This window comes from Ensifer sp. D2-11 (assembly GCF_054161295.1).
The window spans coordinates 353369-377581 of sequence record NZ_CP096433.1; the positions used below are offsets into that span (position 1 = coordinate 353369).

Sequence of the window (24213 nt, forward strand, 5' to 3'; positions counted from 1 at the left end):
ATTGCGAGGGACTTTCGTGGAAAATCCGGCGCCGCAGGCCGTCCGCCTGCAAGCCGGATTTTTCGCGACAAGGCACCGCAATATGGGCGCGCCCGAAGGGTTTTGCACAAATCGCCCACTGCCGGCGGCTTTTCCCTTGCAAAGGGGGCAACCCTTTGCTGCGGAAAAATCTTTGGCATTGACCGATTTGTGCAAAATCAAACCCCTATCCATAAGGGTCCACAGGTCCTAAGGTCATTCCTCAGATGTTCTGCCGAAACTTTGCCGTGCTTTTCCTGCTGATTTCGGCTGCTGTCGCGCGCGCGGAGCCGGCGCGCGAGATCGTGCCCGTCAAGAGCCGGCAGATATCCCAGTTCAAGGTCGGTTCCGACAAAACGGTCTTCGGCGCACTCGAATTCATCGGCGGCATCGAGATGACGTCGGCCAACCCTTTGTTCGGTGCGCTGTCGGCGATCCGGTTTCTGCCGGACGGCCAGTCCTTCGTCGCGGTGATGGACACGGGCCACTGGGTCGAGGGGGCCGTCATCCGCGACGATGCGGGCGGGCTCGAGGGGCTGAGCGATCTGACGGTCACGCCGATGACCGACGCAAACAGCGAAGCTCAGCTCGAGAAATGGCGGGTCGATTCCGAAGGGCTGGCCTTGCGCGAAGGTCAGGCGATCGTCAGCTTCGAGCAGTCGCCGCGGATCGAAATCTATCCCTATCCGGGGTTCGCCAAGGCGCGTCCCCAGGGGCAGATGGCCTTGCCGTTCCCCGTCGAAGAGCTGCGCAGCAATGGCGGAATCGAGACGATCGCGATCGCGCCGAAGAACGGCCCGCTTCGCGGCGCGGCCGTGGTCGTCTCCGAGCGCAGCGTCGACAAGGCGGACAACCTTTTTGCGGGGATATTGGAGGGGCCGATGAAAGGCGCCTTCACGGTCGTGCGCGCCGATCCCTATTCGGTCACTGACGGCGCTTTCCTGCCCGATGGCGACCTGCTTCTCCTCGAGCGGCGATTCAATTTCGCCTCCGGTTTCGGCATGCGTATTCGCCGCATCGCCGCGGGGGACATCCGGCCTGGCGCCGTGGTCGACGGCGACGTCATGCTCGAAGCGGACATGAGCTACCAGATCGACAATATGGAGGCGCTCGACGTCATCTCGCAGCCCGACGGCGAGATCCGGGTGATCTTGGTTTCGGACGACAACCACTCGATCCTCGAGCGAAACCTGATGCTCGAATTCCGGCTGATCAAGTGAAACGGGGCCGAATGCCCCGCCGCTCCAATGCGTTGAAACCACCCACTTCCGCATGGGGAAGTGCTCTGCCCGATGAGGGTTTTCAGGTCGTTGCTTTTACCGCCGGCATGGGTTTGACGACGCTCATCAGCGCGCCATAGGGAAGCAGCAGGACGATACCGCAGAGTATCTTGACTGCGAGATCGCCGAGCGCCCAGGAAATCCAGCGCGGGGCATCGGCGCTGAGCAGGCCGAGAACGGGCGCCGTTTCCAGCGCAAAGCCGTCATTCGCACCTAAGAACACGAAGAACGGCGCAAAGGCGAAAGAGAAGAACATCGCCGTATCGAGGGCCGAACCGATCAGCGAGCCTGCGAGCGGCGCCTGCCACCAGGTCTGGCGCCTGAGCCGGTTGAAGACGGAGATATCCAGAAGCTGGCCGAGCAGGAAGGCTGAACCGGAGGCGATCGCGATGCGTGGCGTCGCGGCGAGAACGGAGAGCACGACGGCAACCGCGAAGCCGGCAACGACGACGCGGCGCGCGATTCGCGGCCCGAACTGGCGATTGGTCAAATCTGTGACGAGGAAGGCGAAGGGATAGCTGAAGGCGCCCCAGGTCAGGAGGTCGCCCAGTTGCATCCCGGCTATCGAACCCGGGAGCGGATACTGGACGAGGAAGTTCGACGCCACGACCACGAAGGTCATCAGCGCCACATAGAGGTAGAACGTACGGTTGATCAGCATTTTTTTATCCTGGGTTATGCCACCAGTTGACGGATGCGCAGGCAGGTGCTTGCACGGCGATGGACGACACGAGAAAAAGGCTTGCCGGGCGAACCCGCAAGCCTCTTCAAGGTCTCGGCAGAAGTACCGGCGCTATCAGGCGGCTTCGGCAGCCTTCTTGACGATCTGACGGCGCAGCAGGCGGGCGCGCATGCTGAGCTCGTTTTCGTCGGCCTTCAGCAGGAAGGCGTCGAGACCGCCGCGGTGTTCGACCGAGCGGAGAGCCGCAGCGGAAACGCGCAGGCGGAAGCGCTGGCCGAGAGCATCGGAAATCAGCGTGACGTTGCACAGGTTCGGCAGGAACTTGCGCTTGGTCTTGTTGTTGGCATGGCTGACATTGTTGCCCGACTGGACGCCCTTGCCGGTCAATTCGCAACTACGGGACATTGTACACCTATTCTCTTATCGCCGCCGGACAATGCGGTAGCGGGCCCAGAGCCCAGGCCGCGTTCCTGTTGGCCATTATTGGAAAGTCGCGGTTCTATAGTCACAGGTGGCCCGCCAGTCAAGTCAAACCTTTGCATTCCCGAGCGAACGGGGCGATTTCGCCTGTTCTGCACTCATTAGCACGGTCGTTCCGGCGCGCAAGACGCATTCCAAGAGAGCGGCCGATGCGCTATCTTTTCCATGAGGACCGCGCCAGATCTCCAGCGGGCGCAGAAATGCCGCAAACCGCCTGCATTCCGGGGATTGCGACATAAATACGCCGACTTTCCTCGGCGTCGGCAAGGTGTTGTAACACTATGAACGCTGCATGGTTCCGTTTTGAGCCGTTCCGGTATCGAGGATCATGCAGGACAGAATGGGGCTTTCGGGCATGAAGTTGTGCATTGGTTTTCGCGCGCCGGCTCTCCTGGCCGCCATGATGTTTTCCACAGCCCCGCTTGCTGCGGAAGTCTCGCATCAGACGGACTACAGCATCGCGCTCGCCGGCCTGCCTTTGGCGCGCGCATCGTTCCACACCGAGGTCGAAAGGAATCGCTACACGATCTCGGGAACCCTGAACTCGGCGGGACTCGTGGATATCATCAGCCGCACCACGGGGCAGACGCGTGTCTCCGGAGTAATCGACCGCGACCATCTCCGGGCAAGCGAATATTCCATGTCCTACCGCAGCGGCCGGAAGGGCCGGGCCATCAATGTAAGCTTCCGAAACGGCAATGTCGTCCGGGCGAGCATGGTTCCGAAGCGTGATCCCTTGCCGAAGAACTGGGTGCCGGTCACGAGCCGGGACATGCGCAATGTGCTGGACCCGCTTTCCGGTCTGCTCATTCCGGCAAGGGCCCGGGTCTGCCCAAACACGCTGCCGATCTTCGACGGGGAATCGCGGCTCGACATAAGACTGTCTCCGAAGGGAACGCGAAACTTCAAAACCAGGGGATTCGAAGGGGAGGTGATCGTCTGCGGCATCCGCTTCGTACCGAAGGCGGGATACCGGAAGGGCCGCGAGGACGTCGAATATCTGCGCCGCCTGGGAACGATGGAGATCTGGTACGCGAAGGCGAACGGCGTGGACGTCTATGCTCCGGTCTATGCCCGCATACCGACGAAGATCGGAGCGGTCACGGTTTCGGCGACGCGCTTCGGCGATTGAAGCCCGCCGGCGGGCTCTTTCCTTACCCGCCCCCGAGGATCGCACCCCTCTTTCCGGAATCACGTAAGCGCGGTAGATCAGTGGGATTCGGGTGGGGTGACGGCCGCGCCGGAGTCTGGGCCGCGCGGAGGCGGGAATGAAGTTCAAGGCAACGCTGATCGGTTTCACCGCGATCCTCATGTGGTCGCTGCTGGCGCTCTTTACTGCCGCATCCGGCAAGATGCCGCCGTTTCAACTGTCGGCCGTCTGCTTTCTGATAGGCAGTCTGCCCGGCATCGCCGTCCTGGCGTCGAAGCCTGAGCGCCTCGCACTTCTGAAGCAGCCGGCAAAGGTGTGGGTCATCGGCATTGCCGGTCTTTTCGGCTACCACTTTCTTTACTTCACGGCGCTTCGCAATGCGCCGGCCGTGGAGGCGGGGCTCATCGCCTATCTCTGGCCGCTCTTCATCGTTGTCGGCTCGGCGCTGCTGCCGGGCGAGAGGCTCCGCTGGCACCATGTCGCAGGCGCGCTTGCAGGGCTCGTCGGAACGATCCTGATCGTTGCGCGCAACGGCATCGCCTTCGACGACGCCTATGCACTCGGCTACGGCGCGGCATTCCTCTGCGCCTTTACCTGGTCCGGCTATTCGCTGATCACGCGCCGCTTCGACGCGGTATCCACGGATGTCGTGACCGGTTTCTGCCTTGCGACATCGGCTCTGTCATTCCTCTGCCATCTCGGACTCGAAACGACGGTCTGGCCTGAAACCACCTTCGAGTGGCTCGCCGTGGCGGGGCTCGGCCTGCTGCCGGTCGGTGCGGCCTTCTATGCCTGGGACTACGGCGTGAAGAACGGCGACATCCAGTTCCTGGGCGTTGCGAGCTATGCGGCGCCGGTGCTTTCGACCCTGATCCTCATCCTGTTCGGCTTTGCCGAGCCGTCCTGGCGGATCGTGGCCGCCTGCCTGCTGGTGACGGGCGGCGCCGTGCTTGCGGCAAAGGACATGATCTTCCGCAAGGGCAGGGCCGCGCAACCGGCGGAGTAGAACTCACTCCTCAGCCGGCCGCCAATCGGGGTGCGCCATTTCGAAGGAGGCGAAGTCGAAGCCGGGTGCGACGGTGCAACCGACGAGCGTCCACTCACCAAGCGAAGTGGCGGATTGCCACCAGCCGGCGGGAACGACCTGTTGCGGCCTTTCTCCGCCGAGCAGGTCGGGACCGAGCCGGGTCTGCGAAGCGGCCCTGCCGGGCTCGGCAATGCTGAGCTCGAGCGGGGCGCCGGCGTAGTAGTGCCAGACCTCGGCGGCATCGTGGACCCGGTGCCAATGCGACCGGTCGCCGCGTTCGAGAAGGTAGTAGATGGCCGTCGAGTGGCCACGCGCGCCACCATTGGCATCGCGGAACGTCTCCCCGTACCAACCGCCTTCCGGATGCCGGGCAAGACCCAGCGTTTCAATGATAGCTGCCGCCGTCATTTCCCGAGTCGCCATTTCAGAAATTGTCCTTGCGCTTGCGTATTTCCGCGAAGACAGCGGCATCGCTCGCCTTTTCCATACCGAGCAGCGCGCGGATCTTCGGATCGCCGGCGCGCAGGAACGGGTTCGTCCGCTTTTCGAGGCCCATCGTCGTCGGCGCGGTGAAGCCGCCGTCCGAGCGGGTCTCCTCGATCTCTGCCGCACGCTCCTTCAGCGCCGAATTTTCCGGATCGACCGTGATGGCGAAATGGGCGTTGGCAAGGGTGTATTCATGGCCGAAATAGATGGCCGTGTCGTCGGGAAGCGCCATCAGCCGGCTCAGTGACTGCCACATCGTATCGGCCGTTCCCTCGAAGAGACGGCCGCATCCGAGCGCGAAAAGCGTGTCGGCGGCGAAAAGCAGCTTGTCCTCGGGCAAATGGTAGCAGACGTGGCCGGACGTGTGGCCCGGCGTTTCGATGACATCGACCGGATGGCCGGCGAAGTCGAAGCGGTCACCATGTCCGACGGTCCTGTCTATGCCGGGGATCTTCGACGCCTCGTTCTTCGGGCCGATGATGGTGAGGCCGAAGCGTTCCTTCAGACTGGCATTCGCAGCCACATGATCACCGTGGTGATGCGTGGTGAGGATATGCGTCAATTGCCATCCGCGCCGTTCGAGCGCGTCGAGGATCGGCCGCTCCTCCGGTGCGTCGATCGATGCCGTAGCGCCGCTAAGCCGGTCGTGGAGGAGCACACCGTAATTGTCGGTGCGGCAGAGGAAGAGGTCGAGTTCGAGCGCGGCCATGTTTCGGTCCTCCCATCGGTGCGGGGTTATCGGAAAGCGGCGATCCCGCTCGGTTCGAATGTAGCGAGGCTCGCCTTGAAGTCTACCGCTTGGAGTCTAACATGTTGCCCATGCACACCGATATCGTCGATCTCCGCCAATTCTATCACTCCGAGCTCGGCCGCATGGCGGAACAGTCGGTCAGCTCAGCGCTTGCTTCCATCTGGGCACGCCTGCCCGAGGAAAGGCTCCTGGGGCTCGGCTACGCGGTGCCCTATCTCGAGCGCTTCCGTGCCGATACGGAGCGGACCTTCGCCTTTATGCCGGCAGGGCAGGGTGCGGTGAACTGGCCGGTCGCCGACCTGTCCTCGACGGCACTGGTCTTCGATGAGGAATTGCCGCTGCCGGATGCCTCTATCGATCGCGTATTGATGGTTCATTCCCTGGAATTCGCCGAAAGCCCCCGCGAAACGATGAAAGAGATCTGGCGCGTGCTGGCGCCCGGCGGACGCCTGATCATCGTGGTACCGAACCGCCGCGGCGTCTGGGCGCAGATGGAGCACACGCCTTTCGGCTCGGGGCGGCCCTATTCCCGCGGGCAGCTGACGGCGCTCTTGCGCGAGACCAACTTCACGCCCGGCGCCACGACGGAGGCGCTCTTCTTTCCGCCCTCGAAGCGCAAGCTTGCCCTTCGGCTGCGCCACGGTCTGGAACGGTTCGGCCGGTCGCTGTGGCCGGTCTTTTCCGGGGTGATCATCGTCGAGGCGCAGAAGCGGCTTTATCAGGGCCTGCCGGTGGCCGCACGCGCCTCGCGCCGCGTCTTCGTCCCGGTGCTGGCTCCGCGGGGCGTGCCCAGCACGCGCAGTCGAGCAACGAAAGCGCCGTAGGCCGCAGTCTGCCGCCCGTCACCCGGTTGCTTGCTCCCGCACCGGCCGCCGTCACGTCGCACTCGACAAATATCACCGTCCCCGGTATTGGCTGGACCGCATTCTTCCCGTGAAAGCTGGTCCGATGAATCTTGCCCTGAAAAGCCCTGCGCCGCGTTCCGGCATCCTGGACATCGCCGCCTATGTGCCGGGCAAGGAACATGCGCCCGGCGTCGCCAAGGTTCACAAGCTGTCGTCGAACGAAACGCCGCTCGGCGCGAGCCCGCGCGCGATCGAGGCTTTCCAGAAGGCGGCTTTCAGTCTCGAACGCTACCCGGACGGTCAGGCGAATGCGCTCAAGGAAGCGATCGCGGCGGTTCACGGGCTGAACCCCGCCAACATCCTTTGCGGCAACGGGTCGGACGAACTGCTCGGTCTTCTCTGCCATACCTATCTCGGCCCCGGCGACGAGGGGATCGTCACCGAACACGGATTTCTCGTCTACAAAATCCAGATCACCGCGTCCGGCGGGACACCCGTCACGGTCAAGGAGAGGGAAGAGCGCGTCGATGTCGATGCGATACTTGCGGCCGTGACCGAGCGGACGAAGATCGTCTTCATCGCCAATCCGGCAAATCCGACCGGTACCTATATTCCCGTCGAGGAGGTCCGGCGTCTGCATGCGGGCCTGCCCGCCGGCGTCCTGCTGGTGCTCGATGCGGCCTATGCGGAATACGTCCGGCGCAACGACTACGAGGCGGGACTGGAACTCGTTTCGTCCAACCGCAATGTGGTGATGACCCGAACCTTTTCGAAGATCTACGGCCTTGCGGGTCTGCGCATCGGCTGGATGTACGCGCCGCGCGACGTGGTGGAGGCATTGGACCGCGTCCGCGGTCCCTTCAATCTCAACGCGGCGGCAATCGCAGCCGGTGCCGCGGCGATCCGCGACCAGGCCTTCGTTGCCGCGGCGGTCGACCACAATCACACCTGGCTGGCGAAGATCGGTCAGGCGTTGACGGATATCGGCCTGCGCGTCACCCCATCGGTCACCAATTTCGTGCTGATCCACTTCCCCGAGGAAGCGGGCATGTCGGCCAGCGACGCGGATGCCTATCTGACGAGCCGCGGCTTCATCCTGCGCGCCGTCGGCGCCTACGGTTTCCCCAATGCGCTGAGAATGACGATCGGCTCCGAAGAAGCGAACAAGGGCGTCGTCGCGGCACTGACTGAATTCATGGGACGGAAATGATGGCTCAGCAGTTCGAAACCATCGCCCTTATCGGCATCGGCCTGATCGGGTCGTCCATCGCCCGGGATATTCGCGAGAAGCAGCTCGCCGGTACGATCGTGGTTACGACGCGCAGCGAAGCGACGCTGAAGCGCGCCGGCGAGCTGGGCCTCGGCGACCGCTACACGCTTTCGGCGGCCGAGGCTGTAGAGGGCGCGGATCTCGTCGTCGTTTCGGTGCCAGTCGGTGCATCCGGCGCTGTCGCCGCTGAAATCGCAGCCCATCTGAAACCGGGTGCGATCGTCACCGATGTCGGTTCGACCAAAGGGTCGGTCATCGCCCAGATGGCGCCGCACCTGCCCAAGGACGTCCATTTCGTGCCCGGTCACCCGATCGCGGGTACCGAGCATTCCGGCCCGGATGCCGGCTTTGCGGGCCTCTTCCGCGGGCGCTGGTGCATTCTGACGCCGCCGGCCGGCACGGACGAAGAGGCGGTCGCCAGGCTCAGGCTGTTCTGGGAAACGCTTGGCTCGATGGTCGACGAGATGGATCCGGAGCATCATGACAAGGTGCTGGCGATCGTCTCGCATCTGCCGCATATCATCGCCTACAACATTGTCGGCACCGCCGACGACCTGGAGACGGTGACCGAGTCCGAAGTGATCAAATACTCGGCCTCGGGCTTCCGTGACTTCACCCGCCTTGCCGCTTCGGACCCGACCATGTGGCGCGACGTCTGCCTGCACAACAAGGACGCGATCCTGGAAATGCTCGCCCGCTTCTCCGAGGATCTCGCCTCACTGCAGCGCGCGATCCGTTGGGGCGACGGCGACAAGCTCTTCGATCTCTTCACCCGCACGCGGGCGATACGCCGCTCGATCGTTCAGGCCGGTCAGGACACCGCGATGCCCGATTTCGGCCGGCACGCGATGGACCAGAAGTAGGCTGCCGGAAGCAGGCTGCGAAGACCGGCGCTCACAGCGCCGGCAGCATGCCGATCGGAACGAAGGCGAGGAAGGCGGTCCCGTCGCGGACGTTCAGTTTGACTGTCGCTTCGTTCTTGCCGCCCGCAAGCGCCTTCAACATGTTGGCGACGTTGTCGATCAGGTCGGTTTCGTCCGGAGCAATCTTCACGAAGTTTTCCCGCCAGGCATCGATGTTCGCAAGCGTGAGAGAGAATTCCCCCGAAATCAGCCCCTGATCATTCACCGAAAAGGGGCCGGTGAGTTTTGCGCTCATTCCGGAGCCCGCATCGAGCGTCAATTGCCGCAACTCGCCTCTGGTGCCGCGGAGCATATGGGGCGGCAAAGTGCCCGCCTGAAGCCACTCTGCCTTGTCCGCAACGGTCAGGTCCATTGCGACATCGGCCGGTGCGGCAAGACTGGGTCCCTGGTCCGGGCGCAGGTCGAGCTTTTCGATGCTGAGTGCCGCGTCTAGGTTACCGCCGTTCTGGCGCAGATGGAGCTCGCCGTGGCTGGCGCCGAAGCCGAGGCCCTTGCCCGTCAGGGGGGAGCGTGCGGTGCCGGTCAGATTGTCATAGGCCAGCGAGGTGCGGTCGATGCCGGAGAGGGTCGCCGCGACACTTGCGCGGAGCAGCGTCCAGTCGGCGGAAATCGTGACGCCGGGGGAAACGCGGATTTCGGCGGGGCCGTCGAGCTCGAGGACCGCACGCCCGGGCTGATAGACCTGCGCCGCCGTTCGCAGCGCGCCGAAGGACGCGGAGGCGCCGCGGCGCGTATCGTCGAGGCGCACCTTGTCGCAGAACAAACCGAGGCGGAAGGGAAAGCCGCGCACCTCCATCTCGGCGCATTCGCCGCTGAAGCCGATCGCCTGGCCCTTCGTCAGATAGGCAGTCAGCCGCTTCTGGATCTGGTCCGCGGCAAGAAACCAGCCGGCGGAATAGAGGCCGCCCACGAACACGATACCTGCTGCCAGCCACAAGAATTTCCTGCCGGTAGGCGATGGCTTGGCGACGGCGGTCACAGTCATGTTGTCGGGTACTCCACACTGGATCACGATGATTTCAGGTCGGGTCGACCTAAAACTCATCTCGCTCTTGCCGCCGGGAGCGGCCTTTCGGGTGGCCGATTCCCCTGCGGCGAACTAACCTTCATCAGCAATCGCGACACGGCCTATCGGCGCGACCAGTTCGATTGCAAGAGAATTGCTGCACAATTTTGTCCTTCGACCGATACGGTCCCGGGAATTATGCAGTAAAAAATTCCGGTAGGCCGCAGGAGCGTCGAATATCGATTCGGTGGACTGATTCGGCGGCTTGCCGGCGGCATGTTTGAATGGCAGCGGATATGGACGAATTTTGGGTCTTTGGCTACGGCTCGTTGATGTGGAATCCGGGCTTTCGCTTCGAGGAGAAGCTGACGGCGCGCGCTTTCGGCTACCGCCGCTCGCTCTGCGTGCGTTCCTGGGTTCACCGCGGGACTGAACGGCACCCCGGCCTGGTACTCGGGCTCGACTATGGCGGCTCCTGCATCGGGACGGCATTCCGCGTGGCGCCTGCGCAAAAGGCGGAGGTGATCGACTATCTGCGCGAACGCGAGCTGGTCACCCACGTCTATAAGGAACGAACCATGCCGGTACAACTTTCCAGCGGACACCGCGTGCCCGCGCTGACCTATGTGATCGATCGCTCACATGTCCAGTATGCCGGTGCGCTGAGCGCGGAGGAGGCGGCCGCGACGGTCGCCGTCGCCACCGGCAAGTCCGGGCCGAACAGCGAATACGTTCTCAATACGCTCGAACATCTTCGCGAAATGGGTATCCGCGACCATTGGCTGGAGGAGGTTGCCGCGAAGCTGACGGCCGGCGGAGCTGAGTCGCTCCGGGCCTGAAGGGGGAGGCTACCGAGCCCCGAGTTCGCGCAGCCGCTGTTCGGCGGTGGGCGGCAGCGGCAGGTGCGGATTTGCCCGCACGGTTTCGATGAGGAGGTCGTCGCTCGCAGCCTCCGTAACTTCCACCAGCTTCGCCAGAAATGCGTCCGGATCCAGCCCGGCCTCGATCGGCGGGAGGACACGCACCTTGAAGTGGCCAGGGAAACGGAGGAACTTGCGCCGCGGCCAGAACAGCCCCGGATGCATCGCGACGGGAACCACCGGCACCTGGAGATCCCGATAGAGCCGGGCGATGCCGTATTTGTACTCCGGCGGTGCGCCGGGCGGGCGGCGGGTCCCCTCGGGGTAGATGATCAACTGACGCCCCGTCGCCATCTCGTTTTTCGTGCGGTCCATGACCTCGGTCATCGCCTTGCCGCGCGCGGCGCGGTTCACCGGAACCATGCGCTGCTTGACGATGTACCAGCCGAACAGCGGTATCCAGGTGAGCTCCCGTTTGAGGATATAGAAGGGATCGTCGAGCCAAGGCAGAAGCGCATAGGCGTCCCAGAAAGACTGATGCTTCGGCGCGAAGATGTAGGCGCCCTTCGGAATGTTCTCGAGGCCCTCGATCTCGAAGGTCGTGCCGACGATCTTCGCGAGCAGCCAGTGGTTGCTGCGCGCCCAGTTCTTGGGCACGAACCAGGCCGTCTTGCGCGGCACAAGGAAATAGAACGGCGTCAGCACGATCATCTGCACGATCAGGTTGGCATAGAAGACCAGATTGAAGAGGATCGAACGCAGGATGATCATCAGGCAGACTCTCGGGTGCGGGTGCGGTGCGCCACGCTGCCTACACGAATATGCGGCGGAGGAAAACAGCCTCGCGACGAGAGCACCTTTCTATGCCGGTCCTACTCCCCGGCCGGCGCAATATGAGAGGGGCCCGACCTGAGGCCGTTCGTCCAGCGGGCGCCCATCACATCGCGCAGCGTGGCGACCGAGTATTTGCCGTATTCGAGCAGAATGGCCTTCAGCACCAGCGGATTGCGCAGCCAGTTGGTCGTCTTGAGATCCGAATTGACGACCGGGTAGGCGATGAATTCGGTTTCGGGCCTGGCGCGGCGCAGTTCGAGCAGGCTGCGCGGCATGTGGTAATTGTTCGTCACCACGAGGATCGTCCGATAACCTCGGTTTCGGATCCACAGCGAGGTTTCGGTCGCATTGCCGATCGTATCGATCGCCGCATGACCGATATCGACGCAGCATTTGAACAGGTCGGCCGAGCTCTGGGTGTTGCGCCTGATCTGGCTTCGTGTCGTCGACGGATGAACACCGGAAATCAAGAGCCGCTTTCCGGCACCGAGTTTCAGGAGATCGACCGCCTGGTCTATTCGTTGGAAGCCGCCGGTCAGCACCACGATCGCATCCGCTTTCGGAGTGGCAGGCGGCTGCAGCGAGGCGACGGTATCGGCGAATTGCAGGAAGCCGGCGATGAATACGGTGAGAAAGGCGAGCAGCACGAAGAAGCCGCGGCGCAGCACTTTGCGCAGCAGGCTGCGGGACTGGCGACGGCGCGCGGCCCTCTCCAGCCATTTGCCCCTTTCGGCCATCCCGCTCCCGCGTAGTTCTCCCGCCTTCATGATTCTCATCACATAGCCGCAGATTGCGGCAGGGAATAGATCGATTGCGGGCAATTCATGGCCTTCCGGCCGATTTCAACCCTGAAAGGTGTCGGTCCGGCCCGGATCCGATCGGATAAGGTCGATTTCGTAGATCGTCCGCATGACGGTAAGGCGCGCCGTCAAGGTCGTCAGCAGGGCAATGACGACGATAATGCCGAAGATACCGAGATAGCCGGTGTAGCCGATGGCGAAGGTACCGAACAGAGCGGTCGCCTGATCCGTTTCAGGGGTTGCAAGCGTCTGCGACTGCCAGAAGCTCGCCAGTGCAAAGGACAGCGCAGCGAGAAGGCCGCCGGCGCCGGCGCCCTTCAGACTGATTCGGAGAAAGTGCTTCTGGAATTCGGCGGCGACGAAACTCGCTTCCGCTCCGACGAAATGAAGGACCTCGACGATGTGGCGGTTGCCGGACAGCGCGCCGCGGGTGGCGAAAACCACCGTCAGCACCATTGCGGAGAAGACCAGTACCAGGACGCCGGTGCCGATCATCGTGGTCGTACTCGCCATCGCTACCAGGCGATCGACCCAGGTGCGGTGATCATCGAGGAAGGCCTGCGGGATGATTTCGGTGAGCGCCTTTCGCATGGCGCCGAAATCGGGGGGATTGCTCTCGTCGATCGTGACGACGACGAGCCGCGGCACGGGCAGTTCGTTCAGGTCGAGTCCGCCACCGAGCCACGGTTCGAGCAGGCGCGCCGTCGCCGCGCGGTCGATGATCGTGCCGCCCGTCGTGCCGTTGAAGGTCAGCGCCAGGTCACGGGCATCGGCGAGCGCCCTCTCCATGTCGAGGTTGTCGTCCGGCTTGATCTGGATGGTGATCTCGCGGGAGATCTGCGATTGCCAGCTCTGTGCGGTCGCCCGTACCATGCTGACGCCGCCGAGGGTCAGGCAGGCGAGAAAGGACATGATGGCGATGACGCACATGAGCGCGTGGCCGGAAACGTTGGCCGAAGGCACGATCGGCCCCGTCGGGCGCACGCGCATCTCGCTGCGACGCTGCTGCTGTTGCGGCGGAGGGTTTGGCTCGCGGCGGGAAACGCGGTTCTCATTCATAGATGTCGAGCCGTCCCTGTGACAGGATCATTCGCCGGGCCTCGACCTGATCCATCAAGGACAGGTCGTGCGTGGCGATCACCACCGCGGTCCCGAGCCGATTGAGTTCCATGAAGAGATTGAGCAATCGCCGCGCCATCGGCGGATCGACGTTGCCGGTCGGCTCGTCGGCAAGCAGGATCTCCGGCCGGTCGATCAGCGCCCGCGCGATCGCGGCGCGCTGCTTCTCTCCGCCGGACAGCACCGGCGGCAGCACGTTGAGGCGCTCGCCGAGGCCCACCCATTTAAGGAGCTCGAGCACGTCGGAGCGATAGCTCGACTCTTCCTTTCCGCGGACCCTGAGGGGCAGGGCGACGTTTTCATAAGTCGTCAGGTGGTCGAGCAGCCGAAAGTCCTGGAAGACGATGCCGACCCGGCGGCGCAGCATCGGAAACTCCTCACGGGGAATGGAGGAGATGTTGCGGTCGAACATGCGGATGAGGCCGCGCGTCGGCTTGAGCGACAGGAAGAGGAGCCGGAGCAGCGTCGTCTTGCCGGCGCCCGACGGACCGGTCAGGAACTGGAAGGAACGGCGCGGAATATCGAATGTCAGGTCCCGGAGAATCTCTGGTCCCATGCCATAGCGCAATCCGACGTTTTCAAAGTGAATCAATGGGACAGCCCAGTCTCTCGTCACGACCCTCGCCAAATCCGCCGAAGGCCGGATTATCGAAGCTCCACCCGTCTATCAGATGCGCCACGGCCGGTGAAGCACTTCAAGCACCGCATGTCTGCTTGCACAGACTCCGAATTCAGGAACATGCAGTAGGACGGCACTGCTGCCAAGGCAAAACCGCGCGTGCCGCTATGGTTAAGCAAGGGTTAACGTTCCATGAAAAGACGCCGCTTTCGCGGCCTTCTTTCCAAAACATTAACCATTTCGGTTTACGTCTCGTCAGGATTCGGAGCAATGCCTTGCATCCATGCAGATGGCATGTGCATCGAGCGAAGACGTACGGCGCTGCAGGCAAGACGTTCGGCGCCACGTTCGGGGAGCGCCCATGCAGGCATTTCGCGCAAAGACCGCGGGCATCGACCTCATTCCACCGGAGCGCGCCTCGCGTTCGAGCGCCGCTCAGCCGAGGCGCCTCGACTATATCGATGTCGAATTCGAAACGGTTGCGCCGACCGCACGGCGCAGCCCCTATCCGGTGTTCAACGACAACCGCCGGGCCGGCGCCCGGCAAAAGGCCAACGCGGCGGCCGCCCCGGGATTGCGGAGTGCAGCACGGCGGATCCTGGTCGCGGCCGGGACCAGGCTCGATGCGATGTCGCCCCGGCGCTTTGCCGGCCTGGCCGCCTTTCTCGGACTCACGGTTTTCCTGCTGATCGCCGGTCTCGGCGGCGACGGGCGGGCCGACATGCACCCGCTGCCGACGAAGGGCGGAAAAATGCCGGACCTGACGGTTTCCTTTGCCGAAGACGGTGCTTCCGATCGCTGATGTGTGCTCATAGCGGCGACTGACTTCAATAGAAGTCTGCACTGCTAGATTTGGAAAGCGGTTCGTAGGACAACCCCCAATCGTCACCGGAAAACCACTCATCTGATGTTTTTGCTTTGCCTAAACGCAAACTTCTGATTCTGTCCGCTTTCTTCGTTTCGATGCTATCTTGCAGCTGCTTTAGGTACTTCTTTCTATTGTAATGGATAGCGGTCTCATCATGAGAGCCCTCTCCCCAAACAAAGTAGGTGGGGCCCAGCGACGAGGCTTTGTAACCCGAAGGTTCTCGTTGCACGAACAGAAATATACCTTTAGCCGTCTTAGATCTTTTGTTTTGCGATTGCTCTATAGGTACGCCCAGCGGAAATATTAACTTGCCACCAACTCGAAGGTTCTCGATCCAGGATTTCGCAGGGCGAGAACTGGCGAAGTTCACGTAAATTCGATCGACGGGAACTTGAGGCCAGACACACCCATCTCCTTGGATCACTCTTATGTTGCCATTGTCGCGCAAGTTCCTTCCGGCGCTGTCAGCCAATACGGGATCAAACTCGATAGCCGTGACAAGACCGCTGTCTCCTGTCAATTTGGATAGGATAGACGTGTAGTAACCAGTGCCGCATCCAATATGTGCGACGCTGTTTCCGCGATTTATTTGCAAGGAATGCAACGCCCAAGCGTGCAAAGCTGGACTTCCGTTATTGACGTTCCGTTCCTGTTGAATGGAAAGAACACAATCTTGATACAGCACGGCCGGATCCGACGAAGGAATCTCGTAGTAGCCGTCATACCTTGCGAGAAACCAAGGGGGAGGTCCAAGGTAGTGCTCACGGCGCTCCGCCGCAAATGCGTGTTCCAGGTCTTCATCGGCAAGCCCCGCAGCTGCCAGGATTTGCTTGGCATAGGCGCGCCTAATGACTGCCAGTTCATCCTTTGAAAAACTCATTCAGACCTCACAGCGTAAACGGGTCCATCGGCCGAATTTCAGAACATTTCCGTTAGGACCTCTGCGTTGTGCTATGCATGGTTGACTTACCGAGTTCTAACTAAATTTTACCTTGAAACCCATAGCTCGGTGAGTTTGCGCCAAGTTCGCAGGCAGTTTACAAAAATCAAACTTCGGCAGGACGTATAGGGCCATACCCGCTACCGACGAAGGGCGGAAAAATGCCGGACTTGCCGGTTTCCTTTGCCGAAGGCGGTGCTTCCGATCGCTGAATGTGCTAATCGCGGCTAAACAAGGGAAGGCTGGTGTTCTTCCTTACGAATGGAGAAACCCGCATGCCCGTCGTCCGCGGCAAGAATATCGAAGTCCTCTACAGCGCCGAAGCCATTGCGGCGAGAAATCAGGAAATGGCCGCCGATATCGTTCGTGGGCCGCATAAGGATCTTCTGGTCATCTCGATCCTGAAGGGCTCCTTCATCTTCGCGGCCGATCTGATCCGCGCCATGCATGCCGCGGGCCTTGCTCCGGAGGTCGAGTTCATCACGCTTTCGAGCTACGGAACCGGGACCGAATCCAAGGGCGTAAAGATCACCAAGGATATCGACAGCGATGTGCGTGATCGCGACGTGCTCCTCATCGACGACATTCTGGAGTCCGGCCGCACCCTGCGCTTCGCCAAGGAGCTGCTTCTGGAGCGCGGCGCACGAAACGTCACGATCGCGGTGCTGCTCGACAAGCGGGTGAAGCGCCGCGTCGACCTCGAAGCGGATTATGTCGGCTTCGAGTGCCCGGATCATTTCGTGGTCGGCTACGGAATGGATGTCGCCTACGCGTTCCGCGAACTGCCGTTCGTCGGAGTGGTGACGGGCGACGCAACCTAACTTGGCTCGTACCTTTTCTGCTGTGCGTCTGTCACGGGCACCGTCTCGGCGCCGCCGAATGATTAAAATGCCTCCTATCGTGTTTACCGGAATCAAACGAAAAGCTGTTTGTTTGGATGACGTATCGCGGTCGCATGAGGCGGCGGACGATACGGAGATCCAACGGAGCGTCCATGGCATCCAATCGCCGCGCCGCTCCCCGCAGAAAAAATACGGGAGGCCATGATGGCGAAAATCCTGATCACCGAGGACGAAGATGGCTTGCGCTCGTTCGTCGCGCGCGCTTTGCGGCTCGACGGGCACGAAACGGTTGAAGCCGGGGACGGAGCCGATGGGCTTGCCTGCCTTCGCGATCAGCCGTTCGACCTCTTGCTATCCGATATCCGGATGCCGGTCATGGACGGCATCGAGCTTGCGCATCAGGCGGCCGCCGCATTTCCGGCATTGAAGATCCTGTTGATGACCGGCTACGCCGAACAACGCGAGCGTGCCGACGACCTCTCCGGCAAGGTCGTCGACGTCATCGAGAAGCCATTTTCACTGCCCGACATCCGCAAGGCCGTAGCGCTCGCGCTGGCCGCCTGACGCCGCCGTCGAGAGGGACGCGGTTGATGTGTCCGCGCGGCCCCTCATCCGGCTGCCGCCACCTTCTCCCCGCAAGCGGGGAGAAGGGATATGCCGCGCCCGCTCGCTCCCTCGAACGGGCGGTGAATGCAGAGTTCAGTTGGCGCCGCTTGTCCCTTCGCCCCGCGTGCGGGGAGAAGGTGGCCGGCAGGCCGGATGAGGGGCTGAAACGCGCGTAAGCGCCGAAGGGCCCATCCGCCCTTGCCATCACCGCATGTCGAGCAGCCGCTCGAGATACTGCCGCTCCAGCTCGGGCGACAGGCTGTCACCCAACTTACGACGGATCTCTTCCAGAATCTGGCGGGCGCGTTGCGTGTCGATCTCGTCGGGCACCTTCACCTGATCGCCGAAATCGGGGCCGGCGTTCTGCTGGCGGCGTCCGAGCGGGTCACGTCCGTTCTGACCATATTGCGGAATGCCTTGTCCGGGACCTTGCCCCTGACCCTGGGCCTGCATCTGGTTCATCATGTCCTGCGCGCCCTCGCGCAGGGCCTGCAGGGCCCGGCCCTGGCTGCCGACCGCCTGCTCGCCCTGGCCCTTCCCGAGAGCGCCGGCGGCACCTTCCATCTCGCGCTGCGCCTGACCGAAGCCCTTGCCGGGCTTGATCCCCAAATTCTCGAGCCCCTTCTGCAGGTCGCCGAGTTGCTTGCCGAGCGATTCCTGCTGCTCTCTCAATTGCTTAAGAGCCTCCTTCAATTGCTCGGCGGTCATGTCGTCCATCGGGTTGGGTTGGCCATTGGGGTCACCCCGCTGCCCCGGCTCCTGGGGCATGTCCTGGCCGAAGAGTTCCTCGTCCTCGCCTTCGAGCGGATCGCCGCGCTGCATCCGGTCGCGCAGTGCCTGGTCCAGCTTGAAGGTTTCGTCCATCAGTTGCTGCTGCTGCTGCATCAGCTCGCCGAGCTTGTCCATCTGCTGCCGCATGGCGTCGTTCTGCTCGCCCATCTGCTGCTGCATGCGTCCGGCCTGGAGATTGTTCATCATCCTCTGCAGCTCGGAGAGCATCTGCCGCGCCTGATCGCGCGCGCCGGAACGGGCCAGATTTTCGATCTGGTCCATCATCTTCTGCAGGTCCTGCTGGCGCAGAACGTTGTTCATCTCGGGATTGGCGGCGACAGCCGGGTTCTTCGCGGCCTGCTCGGCGAGCGCCTGCATATATTCCTGCATCGCCTGGCGAAGCTCGTCCATCAGCCGGGCGATTTCCTCGTCCGAGGCATTGCGTTCGAGCGCGTCCGACAGGGCCTGCTGTGCGTCGCGCAGCCGCCGGTCAGCGAGCGACAGGTCACCGTCCTCGATGCCGAGAGCGATTTCCCACAGGTGGTCGGCGGCATCGCGCAGCATGTCGTCATTTCGGGCGAGCTGCATGCGCGTGCGTGCCGACTTCAAGAGCAGGAAGTGGGTGGCATTGGGGATCGTCTCCTCGGCATAGAGCGTCAGCGCATCATTGAGATCGATCGCGCGCGGCAATTGGTTGGCGTCGAGCGCGAAGACCTGGCGCTGTTCTGCGACGGCAGCGGCGAGGGGTTCGAAGAACCGGCGCGCCGGCAGAACGATCTCCTGCGGCACGCTTCGTCCCTCCTGGCCGGCTGCATCACGAGCGACGAGCGTGATGCTCACGCGCTTTCCGGCAAGCGGATGCTCACTCAGATTGCGGCTCGTCGTACCCTTTGCCTCACGGGCATTGCGGCGCGGCAGATCGAGGCGATATTCGGGAGGGGCGTAGAGCGGATGGGCATCCTTTGCGGGCTCCTCGAGGGGCTTGATTTCGGCCCAGGCCTGGGCGATGCCGTAGTCGTCATGGGCCAGGTAGCTGATATCGAGCGCTGCATTGACGGTTGGACGCGGTGCGCCGTCGAAAGCGATGCCGGGCACGCTGTCGGGCGTGATCTTGAAGCTCCAGCTCTGGCCGCCGACGGAGAGCGTTCCGTCCTTGGCGATCTTGTAAACATGATTGCGGACCGCATTCGGAGTTGCCTGGGGCGTTTCAGACCGGGGCGTTTCAGGTTCGGCTGTTCCCGGCCTGGATGTCGCCTCCGCCTTGGCGTCGGACGGCGGGATTGCCACCGGCTCGTTGCCCGCCTCGGCGTAGCTGACCGTTTCCTCCGTCCCGGCCCCGGTTATCCGCACCGTAAGATCGCTGAACTGCGGTATCGTTATCTGAGCCTTCTCCTGCGGATCCTTCTCCTGTGTTGGGTCCGTCGCGTCCTGACGGCCCGTGAGAAAGATCGGCGCGCGGCCGGTATAGGCGGGCGGCGTCACCCATGCATCGATACGGATGTCGGCAGCCGTTACCTCCTGCTCGGGCAAGCGAAAGGCGTCCGAAATCAGTCCGGCGCGGTTCGAATAGGAATAGGCGAAGGCGATGCAGGCAAGGAGGACGGGGATGGCCCGCAGCGCCCACGGGTCATGCCGTGCGATATCGGGGCGCGGCAGACCCGTATCGAGTTCCCTGACCATGCGCGCCATACGCGCCTGATGTTCGCGCCAGAGTGCGGCGCCGAACGCTCCTTCCGTCGCGGGCGCATCGTCCTGGACGCGGATCGCCTGATGGGGCAGCCGGTTGCGCTCTTCCAGCATTCGGTCCGCCTCGGGCGTTTCCGGCCAGCGAATGCGGGTCAGCGGCAACAGGGAGATGAATAGCCCTACGACGAAGACAAGAAGAAGGGCGGCATGCAGCCAGAACGGCGCGGCCCGAAAGAGGCCGACCCAGCCGGCGGAGAGAAACAGAAGAACGAGCGAGGCCGGGACGAGCATGCGTGGCAGCAGCTCTTCGGCCAAAAGAACAGAACGGGCGAGGAATCGCTTCGCCGCCAGCATCCTGGCGAACGACTGCGGTTTTGGCGTTTCATCCTGCCGGAATTGCGTCATCCGCCGAAACTTCCTTTCGATCCTTCGACCGCGGGCGGTCGATGGTCAGGATAACATTCTTTGTGGCGAAGACGAGGGCGGCCCGTAAAACAATGCGTGATCGCCGCCGGCAACCCCGATCGTGAACGCGTCGCTGGAGCTCAGTCGAGCCAGTCCGGCACCGAGTCGAGGCCGATCAGCTCGTCGTAGTCCCGGCGCGGGCGGATCACGTGGAAACGATCGCCCTTGACGAGCACCTCGGGCACCAGCAGGCGGCTGTTATAGGTTCCCGCCTGTACGGCACCGTAGGCGCCGGCCGAGCCGATCGCGAAAAGATCGCCGGGCTTCGGCATCGCCATCTCCCGGTCGAGCGCCAGATAGTCGCCGGTCTCGCAGACCGGCCCGACGACATCGGCCTTGATGCGCGGCGCGCTTGCGGCGGAAATCTTCACCGGCCGTATCTCGTGATAGGCCTCGTAGAGCGTCGGTCGGATGAGATCGTTCATCGCTCCATCGACGATGACGAAGGTCTTGTCGCCGCCGTCCTTCACATAGACCACTTCGGTCACGAGAATGCCGGCATTGCCGACAATCAGCCGGCCCGGTTCGGTGACGATCTTGCAGTCGAGGCCCTTGAGCTGGTTCTTGACGATATCGGCATAGGCGTCCGGCAACGGCGGCGGATTGTTGTCTTCACGGTAGGGAATGCCGAGACCGCCGCCGATATCGACGTGCTCGATGACATGCCCGTCGGATCGCAGCGTATCGACCAGTTCGCGCAACAGCTTGAAGGCATCGTCGAAGGGCTGCAGCTCGGTGATCTGGCTGCCGATATGCATGTCGATCCCGGTCACTTCGATGCCGGGAAGCTCGGCGGCATGAGCGTAGACGCCACGTGCCCGCTCCCAGGAAATGCCGAACTTGTTTTCCTTCTTGCCGGTCGAGATCTTCGCATGGGTGCGGGCATCGACGTCGGGATTGATGCGGAAGGAAACCGGCGCTCGTCTGCCGGCGCGAACGGCCCTCTGGTTCAGGACCTCCAACTCCGGCTCGGATTCGACATTGAAGCAATAGATGCCTGCCTCGAGAGCAAAATCCATCTCGCGCGCTGTCTTGCCGACGCCCGAGAACATGATCCGGCTTGCCGGAATGCCCGCTGCAAGCGCGCGGCGCAGTTCGCCCTCGGACACGACGTCCAGGCCTGCGCCGAGACGGCCGAGGGTTTTCAGCACGGCCTGGTTCGAATTGGCCTTCATCGCATAGCAGACCATGGCGTCCACATCGGCAAAGGCTTGCGAAAAGACCTTGTAATGGCGCTCCAGCGTGGCGGTGGAATAACAGTAGAACGGCGTGCCGACGGCGCGCGCGATCTCGGTCAGGGGCACGTCTTCGGCGTAAAGAATTCCGTCGCGGTATTGGAAATGGTTCACGGTCTTTCCTCGGCTCAGAGGAGGGGGTCAAGCAGGAATGGGCGGTCGTCGACGGTTTGCTTCGGCGCGACAGTACCGGCGGGCGTTTTCGTGTTGATCGGTGTGCTGGCTCCCGGCCGGTCGAGGTCGCCCTTACGCCCGCAGCCGGCGAGAACCAGCCCCGGGATTGCCAGAAGAAGCGCGATTCGGGCGGCCTTCCTGAATGTCATCGTCATTTCCCTTTGCCAAAGCTGAGAGCCGGTTGATCTTGGGAGCGCGGGGGCGGCAGGAACCTGTTCCCTGTACCGCTCCGGTGCGATGTCTTACCGATTTTTCAGCTCCTTGTGCACCCTGTTTCTGCGAAGGGCAGGGAGCCTTGGAGCCGACGCATTTTCCCACGGAAAACCGCTACACACTTTTCCTGAAGCGCTCTAGTTGCGCGCCCGCCACCAGGCGATCTGCTTGCGGACCTCGGAGGGCGCAGTGCCGCCGAAACTGGTGCGGCTTGCCACGGAGGCCTCGACCGTCAGGACGCCGTAGACCTTGTCCGTTATCGCGGAATTGATCGCCTGCAGCTCGCCAAGCGGGAGGTCGGCGAGGTCGCATCCCTTCTGTTCCGCAAGCGCGACGACGCGGCCGGTCACATGGTGGGCGTCGCGGAACGGAAGGCCCGCCTCGCGCACCAGCCAGTCGGCGAGATCGGTGGCTGTCGAGTAGCCGGAGCCTGCTGCGGCCTTCATCCGGTCGGCGCGTATCGTCACGTCGCGGATCATGCCGGTCATGGCCGCGATTGCGAGTTCGAGGCTCTCGGCCGCATCGAAGACCTGTTCCTTGTCTTCCTGCATGTCCTTGGAATAGGCGAGGGGCAGACCCTTCATCACCGTCAGAAGTGCAACCAGCGAGCCGTTGACCCGGCCGGTCTTGGCGCGCACGAGCTCGGCCGCATCCGGGTTCTTCTTCTGCGGCATGATCGACGAACCGGTCGAAAAGGCGTCCGACAGGCGGATGAAGCCGAATTGCGGCGTCGACCAGATGACGATTTCTTCCGCGAGCCGCGACAGATGGGTCGCCGCGATCGCGGCGATCGACAGGAATTCAAGCGCGAAGTCGCGGTCGGAGACGGTATCGATGGAATTGCGCGTCGGCTCGCGGAAGCCGAGCGCCTTGGCGGTCATGTGCCGGTCGATGGGGAAGCCGGTGCCGGCAAGCGCGGCTGCGCCGATCGGGCTTTCGTCCATGTGCTCGATCGCGTGGCGAACGCGCGCGCGGTCGCGGCCGAACATTTCCACATAGGCCATGCAGTGATGCCCGAAGGTGACCGGCTGCGCCGTTTGCAAATGGGTGAAGCCGGGCATCACCGTTTCGGCATGCTCCTCGGCGCGGTCGAGAAAGGCAGCGATGAGCCCGGTCAGCGCCTTCTCGGTCTTCTGCAGCTCCTCTTTGACCCACAGGCGGAAATCGAGCGCGACCTGGTCGTTGCGCGAGCGCGCCGTGTGGAGGCGGCCTGCGGCCGGGCCGATCAGGGCCGCCAGCCGCGCCTCGATGTTCATGTGGATGTCTTCCAGCCGCCGCGAGAATTCGAATGCGCCGCTGTCGATCTCTGACAGGATCGTGTCGAGGCCGTGAACGATCTTGTCTTTGTCTTCGGCGGAAATGATGCCTTGATGCGCCAGCATCGTCGCATGCGCTATTGAGCCGCGGATGTCCTGGGCATAGAGCTTCTTGTCGAAGCCGATCGAGGCATTTATCTCCTCCATGATCGCGTCCGGGCCCGAGGCGAAGCGACCGCCCCACATCTGGTTGGAGGATTTCGTCTCGGAACTGCCGTCAGCCATCAGGATGCCCGCCTTGGAGAATGAAATGCCAGACCAGAAGAAACGCCCTCCGGCCCTAAAATTGTTCGCGCTCGCCGCCCTTCTGGGCGTGATCGCCGGTGCGGCTGCGGTATACGTGAAGGAGACGGGGTCTGGCAATGGCGGCGTCACGCCGACGGCCGATGCGAGCTGCCCGCTTGCTGGGCAAAAGGTGGCTTCGCTCACCCCGCTGATGCGCGGCCAGGTGGCGGCGATGACGCCGGCGGACAAGGCGCGCCCGATCGGCGGCCTCGATTTCGCAGGTCCCGACGGCAAGCCGCTGACGCTTGCCGCCTTTGCCGGCAAGACCGTTCTGGTCAACCTCTGGGCCACCTGGTGCGTGCCTTGCCGGGAGGAGATGCCGGCGCTCAACGCCCTGCAACAGACGCTCGGGGGTGACCGTTTCGAGGTGGTCGCAATCAACATCGATACCGGCGCCGACGACAAGCCGAAGGCGTTCCTCGACGAGGTCGGCGTTCATGCACTCGGCTACTACCGCGATGCCTCGATGGGGGTTTTCAACACGCTCAAGAAGGAGGGGCTCGCCTTCGGCCTTCCCGCTACCTTGCTCCTCGACGAAAAGGGCTGCCTTCTGGGGTCGATGAACGGACCGGCCGTATGGGACAGCGATGATGCGAAGAACCTGATCGAGGCGGCGTTGGCTCCGCCTGCGGGGAGTTGAGGGATCGCCGCAGGAGCCTTCC

General features: G+C 62.9%; 25 protein-coding genes. 11 read left to right on the top strand and 14 right to left on the bottom strand.

Annotated elements, in window-relative coordinates; genetic code table 11:
* The first annotated feature begins 245 nt into the window (after window positions 1-245).
* Entirely contained in the window at window positions 246-1238 is a 993-nt protein-coding gene (locus M1D34_RS01625) for an esterase-like activity of phytase family protein (protein WP_498780363.1), read from the top strand.
* An 82-nt stretch (window positions 1239-1320) separates the two neighbouring features.
* Here the strand turns inward: M1D34_RS01625 and M1D34_RS01630 are convergent, their stop codons facing one another.
* Both M1D34_RS01630 and rpmB read right to left on the bottom strand, forming a co-directional pair.
* On the bottom strand, window positions 1321-1959 hold the full coding sequence (locus tag M1D34_RS01630; protein WP_003527453.1) for a VUT family protein: 639 nt from the start codon (window positions 1957-1959) through the stop codon (window positions 1321-1323).
* A 135-nt stretch (window positions 1960-2094) separates the two neighbouring features.
* Window positions 2095-2385: a 50S ribosomal protein L28 gene (gene rpmB, locus M1D34_RS01635; protein ID WP_003527451.1), complete on the bottom strand. Its 291-nt coding sequence runs from the start codon at window positions 2383-2385 to the stop codon at window positions 2095-2097.
* 415 nt (window positions 2386-2800) lie between these two features.
* Between rpmB and M1D34_RS01640 the strand changes: the two genes are divergently transcribed.
* Window positions 2801-3592, top strand: a complete 792-nt coding sequence (locus tag M1D34_RS01640) for a DUF3108 domain-containing protein (RefSeq protein WP_013844825.1) — start codon at window positions 2801-2803, stop codon at window positions 3590-3592.
* 136 nt (window positions 3593-3728) lie between these two features.
* On the top strand, window positions 3729-4616 hold the full coding sequence (gene yddG, locus M1D34_RS01645) for an aromatic amino acid exporter YddG (RefSeq protein ID WP_010970113.1): 888 nt from the start codon (window positions 3729-3731) through the stop codon (window positions 4614-4616).
* A 3-nt stretch (window positions 4617-4619) separates the two neighbouring features.
* On the opposite strand, the gene M1D34_RS01650 is transcribed toward yddG, so the two are convergent.
* Window positions 4620-5060, bottom strand: a complete 441-nt coding sequence (locus tag M1D34_RS01650) for a cupin domain-containing protein (protein ID WP_010970112.1) — start codon at window positions 5058-5060, stop codon at window positions 4620-4622.
* A gap of 1 nt (window position 5061) precedes the next feature.
* Complete coding sequence (gloB, locus tag M1D34_RS01655; RefSeq protein ID WP_003527442.1) at window positions 5062-5832, bottom strand: hydroxyacylglutathione hydrolase; 771 nt, start codon at window positions 5830-5832, stop codon at window positions 5062-5064.
* A gap of 101 nt (window positions 5833-5933) precedes the next feature.
* On the opposite strand from gloB, the gene M1D34_RS01660 reads away from it, so the two are divergent.
* From M1D34_RS01660 to M1D34_RS01670, 3 genes are all read left to right on the top strand, one after another.
* Window positions 5934-6698: a class I SAM-dependent methyltransferase gene (locus tag M1D34_RS01660; RefSeq protein ID WP_010970111.1), complete on the top strand. Its 765-nt coding sequence runs from the start codon at window positions 5934-5936 to the stop codon at window positions 6696-6698.
* Between the two features lie 124 nt (window positions 6699-6822).
* A complete protein-coding gene (gene hisC, locus M1D34_RS01665) occupies window positions 6823-7929 on the top strand; it encodes a histidinol-phosphate transaminase (RefSeq protein WP_027989820.1) in 1107 nt (368 codons plus the stop codon).
* Entirely contained in the window at window positions 7926-8852 is a 927-nt protein-coding gene (locus M1D34_RS01670; protein WP_027989821.1) for a prephenate/arogenate dehydrogenase family protein, read from the top strand. Before hisC ends, M1D34_RS01670 begins: the two co-directional genes overlap by 4 nt.
* Before the next feature lie 31 nt (window positions 8853-8883).
* Here the strand turns inward: M1D34_RS01670 and M1D34_RS01675 are convergent, their stop codons facing one another.
* Entirely contained in the window at window positions 8884-9897 is a 1014-nt protein-coding gene (locus M1D34_RS01675) for a DUF2125 domain-containing protein (protein ID WP_027989822.1), read from the bottom strand.
* A gap of 305 nt (window positions 9898-10202) precedes the next feature.
* On the opposite strand from M1D34_RS01675, the gene M1D34_RS01680 reads away from it, so the two are divergent.
* Window positions 10203-10757 carry a gamma-glutamylcyclotransferase gene (locus M1D34_RS01680; RefSeq protein ID WP_107608330.1) on the top strand — a complete coding sequence of 185 codons (555 nt, stop codon included), beginning with the start codon at window positions 10203-10205 and terminating at the stop codon, window positions 10755-10757.
* Window positions 10758-10766: 9 nt separating this feature from the next.
* Here M1D34_RS01680 and M1D34_RS01685 read toward each other — a convergent pair whose 3' ends face one another.
* The 4 genes from M1D34_RS01685 to ftsE all read right to left on the bottom strand — a co-directional run bounded on the left by M1D34_RS01685 (window position 10767) and on the right by ftsE (window position 14147).
* On the bottom strand, window positions 10767-11549 hold the full coding sequence (locus M1D34_RS01685; RefSeq protein WP_010970106.1) for a lysophospholipid acyltransferase family protein: 783 nt from the start codon (window positions 11547-11549) through the stop codon (window positions 10767-10769).
* 101 nt (window positions 11550-11650) lie between these two features.
* The gene (locus M1D34_RS01690; protein ID WP_003527433.1) at window positions 11651-12349 is read right to left on the bottom strand and encodes a YdcF family protein; all 699 of its coding nucleotides are present in this window, start codon (window positions 12347-12349) and stop codon (window positions 11651-11653) included.
* 105 nt (window positions 12350-12454) lie between these two features.
* A complete protein-coding gene (locus tag M1D34_RS01695; protein WP_027989825.1) occupies window positions 12455-13471 on the bottom strand; it encodes a cell division protein FtsX in 1017 nt (338 codons plus the stop codon).
* Window positions 13464-14147, bottom strand: a complete 684-nt coding sequence (ftsE, locus tag M1D34_RS01700; protein ID WP_010970104.1) for a cell division ATP-binding protein FtsE — start codon at window positions 14145-14147, stop codon at window positions 13464-13466. Before ftsE ends, M1D34_RS01695 begins: the two co-directional genes overlap by 8 nt.
* A gap of 364 nt (window positions 14148-14511) precedes the next feature.
* Between ftsE and M1D34_RS01705 the strand changes: the two genes are divergently transcribed.
* Window positions 14512-14952, top strand: coding sequence for a hypothetical protein (locus M1D34_RS01705; RefSeq protein ID WP_498780370.1), 441 nt, complete (start codon window positions 14512-14514; stop codon window positions 14950-14952).
* 25 nt (window positions 14953-14977) lie between these two features.
* On the opposite strand, the gene M1D34_RS01710 is transcribed toward M1D34_RS01705, so the two are convergent.
* Window positions 14978-15898 carry a protein-L-isoaspartate O-methyltransferase family protein gene (locus M1D34_RS01710; RefSeq protein ID WP_498780372.1) on the bottom strand — a complete coding sequence of 307 codons (921 nt, stop codon included), beginning with the start codon at window positions 15896-15898 and terminating at the stop codon, window positions 14978-14980.
* Window positions 15899-16233: 335 nt separating this feature from the next.
* Between M1D34_RS01710 and hpt the strand changes: the two genes are divergently transcribed.
* Together hpt and M1D34_RS01720 are read left to right on the top strand one after the other, a co-directional pair.
* Window positions 16234-16779 (top strand): hypoxanthine phosphoribosyltransferase, encoded by a 546-nt coding sequence (hpt, locus tag M1D34_RS01715; protein WP_153313467.1) that lies wholly within the window; start codon window positions 16234-16236, stop codon window positions 16777-16779.
* A 225-nt stretch (window positions 16780-17004) separates the two neighbouring features.
* Window positions 17005-17364 carry a response regulator gene (locus M1D34_RS01720; RefSeq protein WP_003527419.1) on the top strand — a complete coding sequence of 120 codons (360 nt, stop codon included), beginning with the start codon at window positions 17005-17007 and terminating at the stop codon, window positions 17362-17364.
* A 246-nt stretch (window positions 17365-17610) separates the two neighbouring features.
* Here the strand turns inward: M1D34_RS01720 and M1D34_RS01725 are convergent, their stop codons facing one another.
* From M1D34_RS01725 to argH, 4 genes are all read right to left on the bottom strand, one after another.
* Window positions 17611-20268, bottom strand: a complete 2658-nt coding sequence (locus M1D34_RS01725) for a TIGR02302 family protein (RefSeq protein ID WP_498780375.1) — start codon at window positions 20266-20268, stop codon at window positions 17611-17613.
* 140 nt (window positions 20269-20408) lie between these two features.
* Complete coding sequence (gene lysA, locus M1D34_RS01730) at window positions 20409-21677, bottom strand: diaminopimelate decarboxylase (RefSeq protein ID WP_003527416.1); 1269 nt, start codon at window positions 21675-21677, stop codon at window positions 20409-20411.
* Between the two features lie 14 nt (window positions 21678-21691).
* The gene (gene lptM, locus M1D34_RS01735) at window positions 21692-21892 is read right to left on the bottom strand and encodes an LPS translocon maturation chaperone LptM (protein ID WP_003527415.1); all 201 of its coding nucleotides are present in this window, start codon (window positions 21890-21892) and stop codon (window positions 21692-21694) included.
* Between the two features lie 195 nt (window positions 21893-22087).
* Window positions 22088-23491 carry an argininosuccinate lyase gene (gene argH / locus M1D34_RS01740; protein ID WP_248448869.1) on the bottom strand — a complete coding sequence of 468 codons (1404 nt, stop codon included), beginning with the start codon at window positions 23489-23491 and terminating at the stop codon, window positions 22088-22090.
* A gap of 25 nt (window positions 23492-23516) precedes the next feature.
* Here argH and tlpA point away from each other — a divergent pair, with 25 nt between their 5' ends.
* On the top strand, window positions 23517-24191 hold the full coding sequence (gene tlpA, locus M1D34_RS01745; RefSeq protein ID WP_033048499.1) for a thiol:disulfide interchange protein TlpA: 675 nt from the start codon (window positions 23517-23519) through the stop codon (window positions 24189-24191).
* The last annotated feature ends 22 nt before the right edge of the window (window positions 24192-24213 follow it).